Source organism: Enterobacter sp. BIDMC 29 (assembly GCF_019378755.1).
Lineage (GTDB): Bacteria > Pseudomonadota > Gammaproteobacteria > Enterobacterales > Enterobacteriaceae > Enterobacter > Enterobacter ludwigii.
Genome location: NZ_CP080000.1, coordinates 1,035,012 through 1,049,902, shown reverse-complemented (window position 1 = coordinate 1,049,902; position 14,891 = coordinate 1,035,012). Strand labels below are relative to the sequence as shown.

Below are 14,891 nucleotides of genomic sequence, written 5' to 3'. Positions count from 1 at the left end.
AAAACAACGATAACCTGCTAAATCGCCGCAATTTAGCGCACTCGAAACTGTGATCCTTGTCGTTTCTCGTTCAAAGGGTTAGTTTTAACAGTTAACACAATCTGTTTATGTTCTGCATATGGAGGGCGTGATGGCTCTGCAACAAGAGATTATTCAGGCGCTGGGCGCGAAGCCCGCGGTAGACGCACAAGAAGAGATCCGCCGCAGCGTGGATTTTTTAAAGTCTTATTTAAAAACTCACTCGTTCCTGAAATCCCTGGTGCTGGGCATCAGCGGCGGTCAGGACTCTACCCTGGCCGGTAAACTCTGCCAGATGGCAATTTCAGAGCTCCGCGAAGAGACGGGTGATGACGCGCTGCAGTTTATTGCCGTGCGTCTTCCCTATGGCGTGCAGGCTGATGAACAGGATTGCCAGGATGCCATCGCCTTCATCCAGCCCGATCGCGTGCTCACCGTCAATATCAAAGGATCGGTGCTGGCCAGCGAGCAGGCGCTTCGCGAAGCAGGCATTGAGTTGAGTGATTTTGTCCGCGGCAATGAAAAAGCCCGTGAACGTATGAAAGCGCAATACAGCATTGCCGGGATGACCAAAGGCGTTGTGGTCGGTACCGATCATGCGGCAGAAGCCATCACGGGTTTCTTCACCAAGTATGGCGACGGCGGTACCGATATTAACCCGCTCTTCCGTCTGAACAAACGTCAGGGTAAGCAGCTGCTTGCCGCGCTGGGTTGCCCGGAGCACCTTTACAAGAAAGCGCCAACGGCAGATCTAGAAGACGATCGCCCCTCCCTGCCGGATGAAGCGGCCCTGGGTGTCACCTATGACAATATTGATGATTATCTGGAAGGCAAAAAACTGGATGAAGGTACCGCGAAGATCATTGAAAGCTGGTATCTGAAAACCGAGCACAAGCGTCGCCCACCGATCACCGTGTTCGATGATTTCTGGAAAAAGTAACACTCTGGCACCCTCTCTCTGGGGAGGGGGTGTTCGCCCGCACCGTCCGTTGCGCCATCCGGCTCTTTTTTAACCAAACCGGCTCTGCTACACTGTATGCCTGAACAGTATATGGAGTAGTATGTGAGCAGGCGTCAATCCGCCCCGCGTCTTGAGTTTGAAGCGGCGGCTATCTACGAATATCCCGAACATCTTCGCCCCTGGCTTGAGGAACTGCCTAAACAGCCGGGCGTGTATATTTTTCACGGTGAGAGTGACACCCTTCCGCTCTACATTGGCAAAAGCGTAAATATTCGCAGCCGGGTTATGTCTCATCTGCGCACGCCAGACGAGGCGGCAATGCTGCGCCAGTCGCGACGCATCACCTGGTTTCGTACCGCCGGAGAGATGGGCGCGCTCTTACTGGAAGCCCGGCTGATCAAAGAGCAACAGCCGCTGTTCAATAAGCGCCTGCGCCGCAACCGGCAGCTCTGCTCCCTGCAGATAAACGCCGGTAAGCCGCAGGTTGTCTACGCACGGGAAGTCGATTTTTCTCACGCCCCCAATCTCTACGGGCTGTTCGCTAACAAACGGGCGGCTCTGCAGGCTCTGCAAACGCTGGCCGATGAGTTACAGCTGTGCTACAGCCTGCTAGGCCTCGAAGCAACCACCCGCGGGCGTGCCTGTTTCCGCTCAGCGTTAAAGCGCTGCGCAGGGGCCTGCTGTGGGAAAGAAAGCATTGAGGAACACCACGCCCGGCTCCTCGCAGGGCTGGCGGCGCTTAGCGTTAACTGCTGGCCGTGGGAGGGTGCCGTTGCGCTAAAAGAAGTCGGTGACGCGATGACCCAGTATCACATCATCAACAACTGGCTCTGGCTGGGCGCTGTTGACGATGTAAACGATGCGGCAACCTTGCTGCGCACACCCGCCGGTTTCGACCACGATGGCTACAAAATTCTCTGCAAGCCCGTGTTAACCGGCAAGTATGAGGTCATAGAGCTTAGTGCCCCGGCAGCCAGTTAATTTCGCTGAATAATAAGGTGCCCTGAGCCTCCAGCAGGCGGAGAGTATGGACGCCCTCCTCCCAGCTGGCGCCCTGATCGGCCGTCAGCAACTTATCGCCAAGCTGCCACGCCCCGCTTAACACGAACGCGACGCCCCCGCGGGAGCCGAACGTGGTAAAGGTGCGGTCAGCGACACGCACTTTCGCCTGACAACGGTCACGCCGGGTCATGATGTTGAAATCCATCGACATCCGTCCTTCGGAAAGCAGCGCTTTCACCGGCTGATCGCCGGAAAAATGGTATGGCTGATGATGTTTCAGGGTATGGCAGAACGCCTGACCGGCATCCAGCGTTACCTCACCCCCTTCAAGCAAGGTAATCACCCGATCGACACCGGGAAAAGAGGAGAATTCGCCATTGCTGGCGATGGTCGCGATACTGGCACGCCAGTAAAAATCGCGCGTTGCGGGCGGAAAACAACAAATTTCCCGCGTCTCGCCTGCGCCATTGCGCCAGAGGCTGACCGGCATCTTACGGATATCAAAGAACTCCATCACCACTCCTGAAAGGCACAACCTGTGCCAGGGCAAGGATATCGCTATCGTTGCTGTCTTGTTTGTTATCGTTGGGTTTTCACAGACACAGTATCGGCAGCAGAGCGGGCAGGCCTTAGCGGAACGTTAATAAAAATTATAACGCCATGACTCTGCAAACATTCTCTGAAGCGACTACAGGAGAATACCGCTCTGGCGGCGGCAGACAAGAGGGCAGGAAAGAAAAACCGCCGGTCCTGTCCACAGCGTTAGCGCTTTTGTGGACAGGATCCCGGCGGTCTTAAGATGTTGAACCGATTATTCGGTTGGTGCTGGCATTTTACCTTCCATTGCTGGACGTTCTGTCAGACGCTTCTCAAAATTGGCATTAAATTGTTTTTTCTGTTCCGGCGTCAGAATGTTGTAGATCTTGTTCTGGGTTTCCATATGCGCCAGCATGCGGGCTTTATGCTGCTCAGCCATTTTGTCGATCTGCGCTTCGGCTTTTGCTTTATCGAAGCTGTCGCTGGCGATGATGTCATGCATCGCGCGGCGTTCGTCCAGTGACGGACGTTTCATCTGGTCGCGCTGGCTTTTCATGATGTCGCGGACCTGCTGTTTCTGTGCATCCGTCAGGTTCAGATCTTTAAACATCATCATCTCGTGGTGCATACCCGGCTTGCCTTTATGATGCATCATCATTTTGCCTTCGACAGGCGCGGCAGTGGTGGTGGTCGCGGTATCTGCAGCGAACGCCATGCTGGTAGCGCCCAGAGCCAGGGTAGAAGCAACAAACAGTGCAGTAAACTTACGCATAATTTATTTCCTTACTTTCAGTTATTCTTCGGCGCTATGCCGTGTTGACGAGATTAACTTTACGGGGTTTATCGTCAATTAATCAGAGCAACAGTAAAACAATGAAAGTGTAAAAAACAAATTATCGCCAAATGTGGAGGAATTAAGGATAAAGGATGGAGAGTTGCAACGAAAATATTCAAAATGATGATTTTCAAAGCAATTTAGAAAAGTATAGCGAAGTGAAAACCAATAATAAAGCAATTCACCAGGAATATTCTGCAATAGTTGTCATTGCGCTTTAATCGCTAAGAAAAATAATTTGACGTTCCCCTCTCAGGCAATGAGAGGGGAAATGTTCAGGACACTTTTTCCAGCATCAGCCCGGCGCGCAGGCCAAACGCTACCGATGGATTAGGGAACAGAACATATTCAGTGGTTTTCTGCACCTCGTAACGCTCGTCGCCATCTTCCGCCAGCAGAACGCCTTTGCGAAAAGGGGTGAAGTTCAGCGTGTGGGCGGCCATATGCAGCCGGAAGGCCTCGCTGCGGCGAGTGATCTGCTGTACGACCCGATAGCGCACGACAGTCTGTTGCGTTGGCTCGGGTGCCAATCCCCCGAGCAGCGCGCGAAGCGCAAGATGCGTTGGCGCGAAGCGCGCGAGATCGTTCTGGCCAAACGGTAGCGCTTTTCCCAGCTCCAGCGTGCAGGCCAGCGCGCCGAAATGCTCACAGGTGAAATGGGTAAATGTCCCCCCCGGCGACTGATGAAACACCAGAGCCTCCAGCCCGGCGTCGCCCAGCCAGCTCAGAAACGCCTCATCCCACGGCTGGTTACGCTGGGGCAGAACACCAAAGCGCACATGATAAGAGGCGCGAATTGCCGTATGCAGGTCGAGATGCCAGCGCACGGGACCGGCCGCGGCGAAAAATGTTGCAACCACGTGCTCAAGCCACTGCGCCCGCGACGTTTCATCGCCTGGCACAAACTGTGACCAGCGGCCGCCAAACATGCGGTTAAGGTCGCTCTCAAGATAACGTTTGTTTTGCGCCAGCGCAGGCGGGTTGCCAAGCACCACCAGCAGACGGCACTGCAGGGTGATATCTCCCCGATACAACGCGCGAAGCAGCAGGTCGACAATTTCAACCGGCGCGGTTTCATTACCATGGATGCCGGTTGAAAGCAGCAGCGATAACTCACTCTTCGCGGCCGGTGTCAGTTCAAGGACGCCGCGACCCAGCCACCGCCAGTGAAATGAGGGGCCCTCCCCCTCACGCTGTTCGGGCGTTTCATCGGCCAGTGTCAACGCCAGTAAATTTTCCATAGCCACTCCTTTAGCGCTGGAACGGATAAACCGATCCCAACTGCAGGATTGTTGTTAACGCGTCCAGTGCCTCACGCCCTTCACGCAGTAGCTGAGGGTCGACCAGATCGGCCTGCGTTAATCTGTCGCGATAGTAACGATCCACCCAGTCATTCAGGGAGTTAAACAGCGTCTCATTCATCATCACGGCTGGATTAACAGCCTGCATTTCGTTCTGCGTCAGCACTACGCGCAGGCGTAAACAGGCCGGACCGCCGCCGTTGGCCATGCTTTCGCGCAGGTCAAAGACGCGCAGTTCATCGATCGGGTTATCGGCTTTCACCAGTTCAGACAGATAACGCCACACTCCTTTATGGTCCTGCGACTCTTGCGGCAGCACCAGCATCATGCTGCCGTCCTCACGGCTCAACAGCTGGCTATTAAAGAGGTAAGTTTCAACCGCGTCCTGCACGCTGACCGCCTGGGTCGGCACCTGAATCGGCATAAACCCCGGCACCCGCTCATGCAGCGTAGCGAGCAGCTTCTCCTGATGGGCAAACGCCTGCTCATGGCAGAACAGCACCTGGCGGTTAGAGACGGCAATGACGTCGTTGTGGAAAACCCCCTGGTCAATCACCTGCGGGTTCTGCTGAGCAAAAATCACCTGTGAGGGATTCACCTGGTTCAGCCGCGCGACGGCCTGGCTTGCCGCCAGCGTCTGGCGGGCGGGATAACGGACAGGCACCGAATGGCCGCCCTCTTCTCGCCCGTAAATGAACAGCTGTACGCCGGGATCGCCATAATCCCCCCCAAGACGGTTATGGTTTGCCGCTCCTTCATCCCCGAACATGGCCACCTGTGGCAACGCCTGATGGACCTCAAAGTGAGCCTCATGACGGAAAATCGCACGCAGAACGCGCTCGGTCGTCTCCGCTTCAGTGGCACGGTGAAATTTGTTATTCAGGTTCGCCACCGTTAAATGCACTTTGCCATCCAGCGTATCGGCCGACGGTGCAACGGTAGCAGCGTTTGCCACCCACATCGACGAGGCAGAGCTCGCCGCTGAAAGCAGGTGCGGCGTCTGCGTACCCGCTTTTTCGATAACCTGCTCATCGCTGCCGCTAAAGCCGAGCTGACGTAACACCGCCACGTTCGGACGCTCCTGCGGCGGGATCACCGCCTGCGGGAAACCGGCATCCGACAGGGCTTTCATTTTCAGCAGCCCCTGCTTCGCCGCCAGTTTCGGGTTAGAGACCTGAAAACGGTGCTTCGTCGAGGCTTCATTACCAAACGAGAGGCCAGCATAGTGGTGCGTCAGCCCCACCAGCCCGTCAAAGTTGACTTCACGCGCTTTCATGACGATCCCCCTGAGTAAAATCCAGCCCCGGACTCAGCGTTTCCGGCAGCGTCAGCGCAGGCGTTTCCAGGCTCGCCATCGGCCACGCGCAGTAATCTGCGGCATACCACGCGCTGGCGCGGTGGTTACCCGAAGCGCCTACCCCGCCAAACGGTGCCGTACTCGCCGCACCGGTAAGCGGTTTATTCCAGTTCACAATCCCGGCGCGTGCTTCGAGCAGCAGCTGATCAAATTTCTCACGATGCGGGGAAATCAGACCGCTCGACAGGCCATAGCGGGTGTGATTGGCCATCTCAATGGCGCTGTCAAAATCGTCATAACGCCAGACGCAGAGCAGCGGGCCAAAGACCTCTTCATCCGGCACGTTGCGTGCGCCACTCATCTCAACAATGCCCGGCGTCAGCAGCGATGTTCCGGGCTTGATTTGCTTTGGTTCAAGCAGGGTTTTCGCCCCGCGCGCCACGTGATCCTGCCAGGCTTTCAGCACGTTCAGCGCGGCCTGCTCGGAAATCAGCCCCCCAATAAACGGCTGTGGGTCGGCATCCCACTGCGCAGGCACCAGACGCGCGCTGATTTCCACCAGCCGCGCGAGGAAGGCATCGCCCTGTGCACCCCGTTTCACCAGCAGACGACGCGCGCAGGTGCAGCGCTGTCCGGCGGTAATAAACGCTGACTGGAGGGTCAAATGCACCGCCGCGTCGATATCATCGGGATCTTCAACGATCAGCGGATTGTTACCGCCCATCTCCAGCGCGAGAATTTTTTCCGGCTGCCCCGCCAGCTGGCGATGCAGTTGATAGCCTGTTCCGGCGCTGCCGGTAAACAGCAGGCCGTCGATATCACTCAACGCACTCAGCGCCTGGCCGGTTTCACGTCCCCCCTGCACCAGGTTGAGCACCCCGTGCGGCAGACCAGCCTGTTCCCAGAGCTTCACCACCACCTCACCGGTCAGTGGCGTTAACTCACTCGGCTTGAAAATCACGCTATTGCCCGCCAGCAGCGCGGGCACGATATGCCCGTTCGGCAGATGCCCCGGGAAGTTATAGGGGCCAAATACCGCCAGCACGCCGTGCGGACGGTGGCGCAGCGTGGCCGCGCCGTCAGGCATATCGGTATGTTGCTCACCGGTCCGGGTATGGTACGCCTTCACCGAAATGGCGATTTTATTGATCATCGCCGTCACTTCCGTGGCCGCCTCCCAGCGCGGCTTGCTGGTTTCCTGAGCGATAACGCGCGTCAATTCGGCTTTATTGGCCTCCAGCAGTGATGCAAATTTCTCGACAATTCCCTGACGTACGGAGAACGGTTGTTTCGCCCATCCCGGGAAGGCGCGACGGGCGGCGTGACAGGCCTGTTCGACCTGTCCGGCGCTGGCGTCATTTCCCTTCCAGAGTACTTCTTGTCCGACCGGATTGGTCTTTATGCGCGGCTCGCCTTCGCCCGTGACCCAGTCACCGTTGATCCATAAAGTCATGCTGTTTTCTCCTCAGGGCAGAGACGCACCAGGCGAACCGTGTCGCCGGCGTTACATTTCAGGGCATCCAGTTGCGCGGCCGTCAGCACCAGACGTTCACTTTTCGGGTTGGTTCGCACCAGCATGGCGCGGAAATTGTTGTACTGCTCGTTAGCCACCAGACATGCCGGCCACTCACCCGGTGCAGGCTGGCCTTCGGAAACCTCAACCAGCCGGCTTTTACGGATCGCACGCACGCGGTCGATATCGCACTCCAGGGTGGGTCCGCCGTCAAAGATGTCCACATAGTTACGGTAGCGGAAACCCTCTTTTTCCAGCACCGCCCTGGCAGGCGCGGTTTGCGGGTGCACTTCGCCAATCACCGCCTGCGCCTGGGGGCTTAAGAAATGGGTATAGATGGGGTGTTTCGGCATCAGTTCGGCGATAAACGCTTTCTGCCCGGTGCCGCACAGATAGTCCGCCCGGCTGAACTCCATCGAGAAGAAGCGCTCGCCGAGGCTCTCCCAGAAAGGTGAATAGCCGGTGTCGTCGATTACGCCGCGCATCTCGGCGACGACCTTTTCGTTAAAACGATCGCGGAACGCGGCCATAAACATGAAACGCGACTTGGAGAGCAGATAACCGTTGCCCTCTTTTCGCCACGCAGGATCGAGGAACAGCGTGCAAAGCTCGCTGGCTCCCGTGTGGTCATTACAGAGAAAAAGCGTGGGCAGCGCGTTATAGACGTTCAGCTCTTTTGAGGCGTGAACCATTGTACCGACACGGTAGTTGTACCACGGGTCGTTAAGCCCGACGGCCACTTCGATTGCGCAAATGCCGGCCACGGTACCGGTGTCGGTATCTTCGAGAACGAACACATAACCCTGTTCGCTTTTTGGCAACGTCCCCTGCCAGGTTTGCAGGGCGCGCTCAATGCGCGCCGACAGCGTTTTTTCATCGGCAGGAAGCGAGGTCAGCCCGCCTCCCGTCTTACCGGCAAGCTGCATGAGCCCGGCGATATCGCCGCGCTCAACGGGACGGATGACCATCATGATGACACCCCGGACTTCACATGTTCACAGGCCAGTGCAAAACGGTCTAAACCGGTTCTCACCTCTTCCTCGCTGACAATCAGCGCAGGGGCAAAACGCACCACGTTGGCACCGGCAATCAGTACCATCACGCCCATTTTTGCCGCTTCCTGTGAAATAAGTTTAGCTTTTCCGGCAAACTCAGGTGTGAGTTCGCAGCCAATTAACAGACCCAGACCGCGGATCTCTTTAAACAGTCCCGTCTTGCTGTTGATGGCGTTCAGGCGCTCAACAAACCAGTCATGACGTTGTTTAACGCCCTTGAGCACTTCCGGCGTGTTAATGATGTCGAGAACCTGTCCGGCCACGGCGGTAGCCAGCGGGTTACCCCCGTATGTTGTACCATGCGTACCCACGGTCATTACGCTGGCGAATTTATCGGTGGTCAGCATGGCGCCAATCGGGAAGCCGCCGCCCAGCGCTTTCGCCGTAGAGAGCACGTCCGGCGTTACGCCGTAGTGCATATAGGCATACAGCTCACCGGTACGCCCCACACCCGTCTGGACTTCATCGAAAATCAGCACCGCGTGATGACGATCGCACAGCTCACGCAGCCCCTGCAGGAACGCTTTTTGCGCCGGAAGGACCCCGCCCTCACCCTGCATAGGTTCGACGATCACCGCACAGGTGGTGTCGTTGATAAGCTCGCTGGCGGACTGCAGATCGTTATACACGCCGTGACGAATATCCGGCGGCAGTGGCGCAAAATCCTGCGAGTATGACGGCTGACCGCCGGCGCTGACGGTAAAGAGCGTACGGCCGTGGAACGCGTTTTTAAACGCCACAATGCCGCTCTTATGAACGCCGAATTTATCGTGTGCATATTTACGCGCCAGCTTCAGGGCAGCTTCGTTTGCTTCCGCACCTGAGTTACAGAAAAAGACTTTTTCGGCAAACGTTGCGTCGATCAGTTTTTTCGCCAGTCGCAGAGCGGGCTCGTTGGTAAAACCGTTACCGGTATGCCAGAACTTCGCCGCCTGGTCGTTTAACGCCTGACGCAGTGCCGGGTGCGCGTGGCCCAACGCGTTTACCGCAATCCCGCCTGCAAAGTCGATATACTCTTTGCCCTGTTGATCCCACAGGCGTGAGCCTTCCCCCCGTACCGGAATAAAAGCCGCCGGAGCGTAAACCGGCATCATCCATTCATCGAAATTTTCACGCGTAATTGACAGAGACATAGCGACCTCATCCGGTAAATAAAAGGTTATTTAGATGTTAAATAATTGAGTGTTTGCACTGTGAATGTAGATTGCAGCCTTCGTGCCAGCCAGCGATAAAAATGCATAAACGGGTTAGGGTTACAGAATATCAATAAGTTACGATATGGAGTTATTCACTTTTATTGCATAAAAAGTGAATATTTTTACGACAAGCGGCGCTTTGCCGCACGAAAATAAGAAAGAGTATGCAGAAGCCAAATATAATTCTGGAATTGTGATCGCTCGCGAAATTTATCGGTTCTTTACGCCCTGTTGGGGGGCAATGAGCGTCAGAATGGTGCAAATATTGCACCGTTGGTATGATCTGTCGCAGTTATTGGTCGAACCCCGTAACAGTTGACGCAAATTCTGCTACCATCCATGCACTATTCACCTTGCATTGGCAGCGACTATGAAATTTGTCTCTTTTAATATCAACGGCCTGCGTGCCCGCCCTCACCAGCTTGAAGCAATTGTTGAGCAACATCAGCCAGATGTGATCGGCCTGCAGGAGACAAAAGTTCACGACGATATGTTCCCCCTCGAAGAGGTGGCGAAGCTCGGTTACAACGTCTTCTATCACGGACAGAAAGGTCACTATGGCGTGGCGCTGCTGACCAAAGAGACGCCAGTTTCCGTACGTCGTGGCTTCCCGGGCGATGATGGCGAAGCGCAACGTCGCATCATCATGGCGGAAATTCCTTCACCACTTGGCAATATCACGGTGATTAACGGGTATTTCCCGCAGGGTGAGAGCCGCGACCATGAGACAAAATTCCCGGCCAAAGCAAAGTTTTACCAGGATCTGCAGGATTACCTGACCACCGAACTGAAAAAAGAGAATCCGGTGCTGATCATGGGCGACATGAATATCAGCCCGACCGATCTCGATATCGGCATTGGAGAAGAGAACCGCAAACGCTGGTTGCGTACCGGTAAATGTTCTTTCCTGCCGGAAGAACGCGAGTGGATGGAACGCCTGCTCGGCTGGGGTCTGGTTGATACTTTCCGCACCGCCAACCCGGAAACGCAGGATCGCTTCTCGTGGTTTGACTACCGCTCAAAAGGCTTTGATGACAACCGCGGTCTGCGTATAGACCTGCTGCTGGCCAGCCCGCCGCTGGCGGAACGCTGCATCGAAACCGGCATCGACTACGATATCCGCAGCATGGAAAAACCGTCTGACCATGCGCCGGTCTGGGCGAAATTCAAACTGTAACCTCGTGTGAACACGCAAAAAATACTCCTGATGTGCGCCCTTCTGGGCGCATTTGTTCTGACCTTCGTCTTTCTTCCGCCGGGGACGCTCTCCCTGGAAACCATCAAAACGCACCAGCAGTCGCTCCTCTCGCACGTGGGACAGGCACCGTGGCAAAGCGCGTTTTTCTTTTTCGCCCTCTACGTGTTGGTCTCCGCCCTGTCGATACCCGGTGCGGCGATACTGACGCTGCTGGCGGGAGCGCTGTTTACGCTGTGGGAAGGCACCCTACTGGTCTCGTTTGCTTCTACCCTCGGCGCCACGCTGGCGATGCTTGCCAGCCGTTATCTGCTGCGCGACTGGGTACAGCGGCGATTCACATCGCAGATGAATACGGTGAATGCCGGTATGGCGCGAGACGGTGCAGGGTATCTTTTTGCCCTGCGTCTGATGCCCCTGTTCCCGTTTTTTCTGGTGAATCTGCTCATGGGGCTGACCCGTATTGCGGTCAGTCGCTACTGGTGGGTGAGCCAGGTCGCCATGCTGCCTGCAACCATTATCTTTCTGAACGCCGGACGCGCGCTGGGGAAAGTGAATTCGCTTCGCGATATTTTATCGCCGGGACTGATATTCGCCTTTACACTACTGGGGTTATTGCCGCTGGCGACGCGCTGGCTGTTTTCCCGTTTTACCCCTTCATCAAAAAAGTGAGGCATTATGCGCCGTGTGCGTTTTTGCACGTTTCTGAGCGGTCTGCTGCTGGCAGCCCCGCTGTTTGCAGCGGACAACTGGCAGGCTATCCAACAACAAGCCAAAGGCCAGACCGTCTGGTTTAACGCCTGGGGCGGCGATCGGGCGGTAAACCGCTACCTCGAGTGGGTAAGCGGTGAGATGAAAACGCATTACGACATAACCCTTAAAATCGTCCCACTGGCGGATGCCGCCGATGCGGTCAAACGTATTCAAACAGAAGCCGCCGCAGGCCGGAAAACGAACGGGTCAGTCGACCTCTTATGGGTCAACGGTGAGAACTTCCGTACCCTGAAAGCCGCTAACCTGCTGCAAACCGGATGGGCGCAGACCTTGCCCAACTGGCGCTATGTCGATACCCGTAAACCGGTTATGGAGGATTTTGCTGTCCCCACCGATGGCGCGGAATCCCCATGGGGTGGAGCGCAGCTCACCTTTATTGCCCGCAACGCAAGCCTGCCTGCGCCCCCAAACGATCCTCAGGCGTTACTGGCGTATGCGCAGCAGCATCCGGGCAAAGTCAGCTACCCACGCCCGCCCGATTTTACCGGTACGGCATTTCTGGAACAGTTGCTCCTGACCCTCACCGCTCACCCGGAGGCGCTGCAAAAAGCCCCTGATAACACCTTTGCCCAGGTGACGGCTCCGCTGTGGCACTACCTGGACAAATTACACCCGCTGCTGTGGCGAAAGGGAGAGGACTTTCCTCCCTCGCCCGCCAGAATGGATACCTTGCTTGCCAGCGGTAGCCTCAATCTCTCCCTGACCTTTAACCCGGCACATGCGCAGCAAAAAGTGGCCAGCGGTGAACTGCCTGCCGACAGCTACAGCGTTGGTTTTGACAACGGAATGATAGGCAACGTCCATTTTGTGGCCATTCCGTCGAATGCCAGCGCAAGCGCAGGCGCGAAGGTGGTCGCCAATTTCCTCCTTTCACCGCAGGCGCAAATCCGCAAGGCCGACCCGGCCATCTGGGGAGACCCGAGCGTACTGGATGCGAAAACACTGCCCGAAAAAGAAGCGAAGCAGCTCGCTGCCCATACGCCGGCAGGGCTGCCAAAAATGCTTCCCGAGCCGCACGCTGCCTGGGTTAACGCGCTGGAGCAGGAATGGCTGCGTCGTTACGGCACCCGCTGAGCTGGCTCGTCTGGCTGGCGATGGCGGTCATCTATCTGCCGTTGCTTCCCGCCGCCGCCATACTGTTTGCCCCGGCATTCTCGCTGAACAACTGGCAGTTGCTGCTTAACGACCCGCAGCTGCCACAGGCAACGGTCGCCACGCTGGTCTCAACGCTTATCGCGACGCTGGGGTCGATGTTTATCGCTCTGGTGATCGTGGCCCTCCTGTGGCCGGGCGAGCGCTGGCGACGGCTCAGCAGCCGGCTGCCGTGGCTGCTCGCCGTTCCTCATGTGGCCTTTGCCACCAGCGCTTTACTGCTTTTTGCCGAAGGGGGCCTGTTGTATCAGGTGTGTAGCGTCTGTACGCCACCACTTGACCGATACGGTGCAGGGCTGGGGCTGACGCTTGCGGTAAAAGAGAGCGCGTTTGTGCTGTGGGCCCTTTACGCCGTCCTGCCGGAAAAACGCCTTGCGCAGCAAAAGGTCGTGCTGCATACCTTCGGCTACGGGCGTTTTCAGGCGCTGAACTGGCTCATCCTTCCGACGATCGCGCCGGCTCTTGGCGCGGTGATGCTGGCGGTGCTGGCCTGGTCCCTGTCGGTTGTGGACGTGGCGATGGTGATCGGGCCCGGCAATCCCCCGACGCTTGCCGTACTGGCGTGGCAGTGGCTCAGTCAGGGCGATGCGCAGCAGCAGACAAAGGGAACGCTGCTGTGCCTGCTTCTCCTTCTGCTGCTGGCCGCGCTTTCTGCACTGGGTTACGGCGCATGGAGACTCTGGCGTCGCACGCTGCCGGATCTGAGCGGACGCCGTCGAATGTCGCTTATCGCGCCACCAGCGCGTCTGCTCAGCGGATTTCTGCCCGCCTGCGGGGTGCTTTGCGCGGTCGTGCTGCTCATGCTGGTGCAGCGGGACGACATCGGTGCGGTTGGCGCCAGCCTCTCCTTTGGCCTGCTCGCCAGCCTGATTTCGCTGGGGGTAATTGTTCTCTGGCTTGAGTGGGGACCGCAGCGAGGCACACAGTGGGTGTGGTTGCCGCTGGCGCTGCCGGCGCTGCCCCTCGTTACCGGACAATATGTTATCGCGTTGCGACTGGGTATCGACGGGCACTATGCCGCCGTGCTGTGGAGCCATCTGCTGTGGGTTTTACCGTGGATGTTGCTGGTCCTCCAGCCGGCCTGGCAGAGGATCGATCCCCGGCTGATCCTTACCGCCAGAACGCTCGGCTGGCGGCGGGGAAAAATCTTCTGCTGGCTGAAATGCCCCTTGCTGGTACGCCCGGCGCTGCTGGCTTTCGCGACCGGGTTTTCCGTCAGCATGGCGCAATACATGCCAACCCTCTGGCTGGGCGCAGGCCGTTTTGCGACGCTGACCACTGAAACCGTGGCGCTCAGCAGTGGAGGCAGCATTCCGCTTCTGGCTAACCGGGCGCTGGGGTTGCTGTTGGTCACGGGGAGCGTGTTTGCCCTCGCCGCCCTGCTATCCCGGCTCGCAAGCCGTTACCGACGAGGATTACGTTAATGCTGCAGGTCAGCAATCTCACCATTGAACCGCTTTTCCGCGAGGTCAATTTTTGTGTGCCACGCGGCGAAATAGTCACGCTGATGGGCCCTTCCGGCAGCGGAAAATCAACCCTTTTTGCCTGGATGGTGGGCGCACTGTCAGACGACTTCGAGGCTCAGGGCGAACTGTGGCTTGATGAACGTCGCTGCGACGGACTGCCCGTGGAGGCCCGCGGGTTGGGGATCCTCTTTCAGGATGCCCTGCTGTTTGACCATTTCAGCGTCGGACAAAATTTGCTGCTGGCATTACCTGAACGGATTGTCGGACGAGCACGGCGGGAAGCGGTCGAGCAGGCGCTCGGTTCTGCCGGGCTTGCCGGGCATTACGCCAGCGATCCGGCGACCCTTTCCGGCGGCGAACGTGCCCGGGTCAGTCTGCTGCGTGCCCTGCTTGCAGAGCCGCAGGCGTTACTGCTGGATGAACCGTTCAGCCGTCTCGATAATGCGTTACGCGCTTCGTTTCGGGCATGGGTATTTGACACTACCCGCACACGCAATATTCCGGTGGTTCTGGTCACGCATGACGACGAAGACGTGCCCCCGGGCGGCGAAGTGATTGAGATTTCTCGCTGGCAATAATGTGCTAACGC

General features: G+C 57.2%; 14 protein-coding genes. 7 read left to right on the top strand and 7 right to left on the bottom strand.

The window, feature by feature from the left end; genetic code table 11:
• Positions 1-130: 130 nt before the first annotated feature.
• Positions 131-958, top strand: a complete 828-nt coding sequence (gene nadE / locus JTA15_RS04630; protein WP_020884418.1) for an ammonia-dependent NAD(+) synthetase — start codon at positions 131-133, stop codon at positions 956-958.
• 123 nt (positions 959-1,081) lie between these two features.
• Entirely contained in the window at positions 1,082-1,960 is an 879-nt protein-coding gene (gene cho / locus JTA15_RS04625; RefSeq protein WP_014169671.1) for an excinuclease Cho, read from the top strand.
• On the opposite strand, the gene ves is transcribed toward cho, so the two are convergent.
• The 7 genes from ves to JTA15_RS04590 all read right to left on the bottom strand — a co-directional run bounded on the left by ves (position 1,938) and on the right by JTA15_RS04590 (position 9,652).
• Entirely contained in the window at positions 1,938-2,495 is a 558-nt protein-coding gene (ves, locus tag JTA15_RS04620) for an environmental stress-induced protein Ves (protein ID WP_020884419.1), read from the bottom strand. The genes cho and ves overlap by 23 nt on opposite strands.
• 297 nt (positions 2,496-2,792) lie before the next feature.
• Positions 2,793-3,290: an ATP-independent periplasmic protein-refolding chaperone Spy gene (gene spy / locus JTA15_RS04615; protein WP_020884420.1), complete on the bottom strand. Its 498-nt coding sequence runs from the start codon at positions 3,288-3,290 to the stop codon at positions 2,793-2,795.
• Between the two features lie 338 nt (positions 3,291-3,628).
• Complete coding sequence (astE, locus tag JTA15_RS04610; protein WP_047955473.1) at positions 3,629-4,594, bottom strand: succinylglutamate desuccinylase; 966 nt, start codon at positions 4,592-4,594, stop codon at positions 3,629-3,631.
• Positions 4,595-4,604: 10 nt separating this feature from the next.
• Positions 4,605-5,930 (bottom strand): N-succinylarginine dihydrolase, encoded by a 1,326-nt coding sequence (gene astB, locus JTA15_RS04605; protein WP_219372913.1) that lies wholly within the window; start codon positions 5,928-5,930, stop codon positions 4,605-4,607.
• Positions 5,917-7,404 carry a succinylglutamate-semialdehyde dehydrogenase gene (gene astD / locus JTA15_RS04600; RefSeq protein WP_020884423.1) on the bottom strand — a complete coding sequence of 496 codons (1,488 nt, stop codon included), beginning with the start codon at positions 7,402-7,404 and terminating at the stop codon, positions 5,917-5,919. The genes astB and astD overlap by 14 nt, the downstream gene beginning before the upstream one ends.
• Positions 7,401-8,435: an arginine N-succinyltransferase gene (gene astA, locus JTA15_RS04595; protein ID WP_014169664.1), complete on the bottom strand. Its 1,035-nt coding sequence runs from the start codon at positions 8,433-8,435 to the stop codon at positions 7,401-7,403. The genes astD and astA overlap by 4 nt, the downstream gene beginning before the upstream one ends.
• Entirely contained in the window at positions 8,432-9,652 is a 1,221-nt protein-coding gene (locus tag JTA15_RS04590; RefSeq protein WP_014169663.1) for an aspartate aminotransferase family protein, read from the bottom strand. Before JTA15_RS04590 ends, astA begins: the two co-directional genes overlap by 4 nt.
• Before the next feature lie 433 nt (positions 9,653-10,085).
• On the opposite strand from JTA15_RS04590, the gene xthA reads away from it, so the two are divergent.
• From xthA to JTA15_RS04565, 5 genes are read left to right on the top strand one after another with little or no spacing between them, the layout of a single operon-like run.
• Positions 10,086-10,892: an exodeoxyribonuclease III gene (gene xthA / locus JTA15_RS04585; protein ID WP_020884424.1), complete on the top strand. Its 807-nt coding sequence runs from the start codon at positions 10,086-10,088 to the stop codon at positions 10,890-10,892.
• A gap of 6 nt (positions 10,893-10,898) precedes the next feature.
• Positions 10,899-11,582 carry a TVP38/TMEM64 family protein gene (locus tag JTA15_RS04580; protein ID WP_219372912.1) on the top strand — a complete coding sequence of 228 codons (684 nt, stop codon included), beginning with the start codon at positions 10,899-10,901 and terminating at the stop codon, positions 11,580-11,582.
• Between the two features lie 15 nt (positions 11,583-11,597).
• Entirely contained in the window at positions 11,598-12,758 is a 1,161-nt protein-coding gene (locus JTA15_RS04575) for an ABC transporter substrate-binding protein (protein WP_370629331.1), read from the top strand.
• Entirely contained in the window at positions 12,731-14,260 is a 1,530-nt protein-coding gene (locus JTA15_RS04570; RefSeq protein WP_219372910.1) for a thiamine ABC transporter permease, read from the top strand. The genes JTA15_RS04575 and JTA15_RS04570 overlap by 28 nt, the downstream gene beginning before the upstream one ends.
• A complete protein-coding gene (locus tag JTA15_RS04565) occupies positions 14,260-14,880 on the top strand; it encodes an ATP-binding cassette domain-containing protein (RefSeq protein WP_219372909.1) in 621 nt (206 codons plus the stop codon). The genes JTA15_RS04570 and JTA15_RS04565 overlap by 1 nt, the downstream gene beginning before the upstream one ends.
• Positions 14,881-14,891 lie beyond the last annotated feature (11 nt).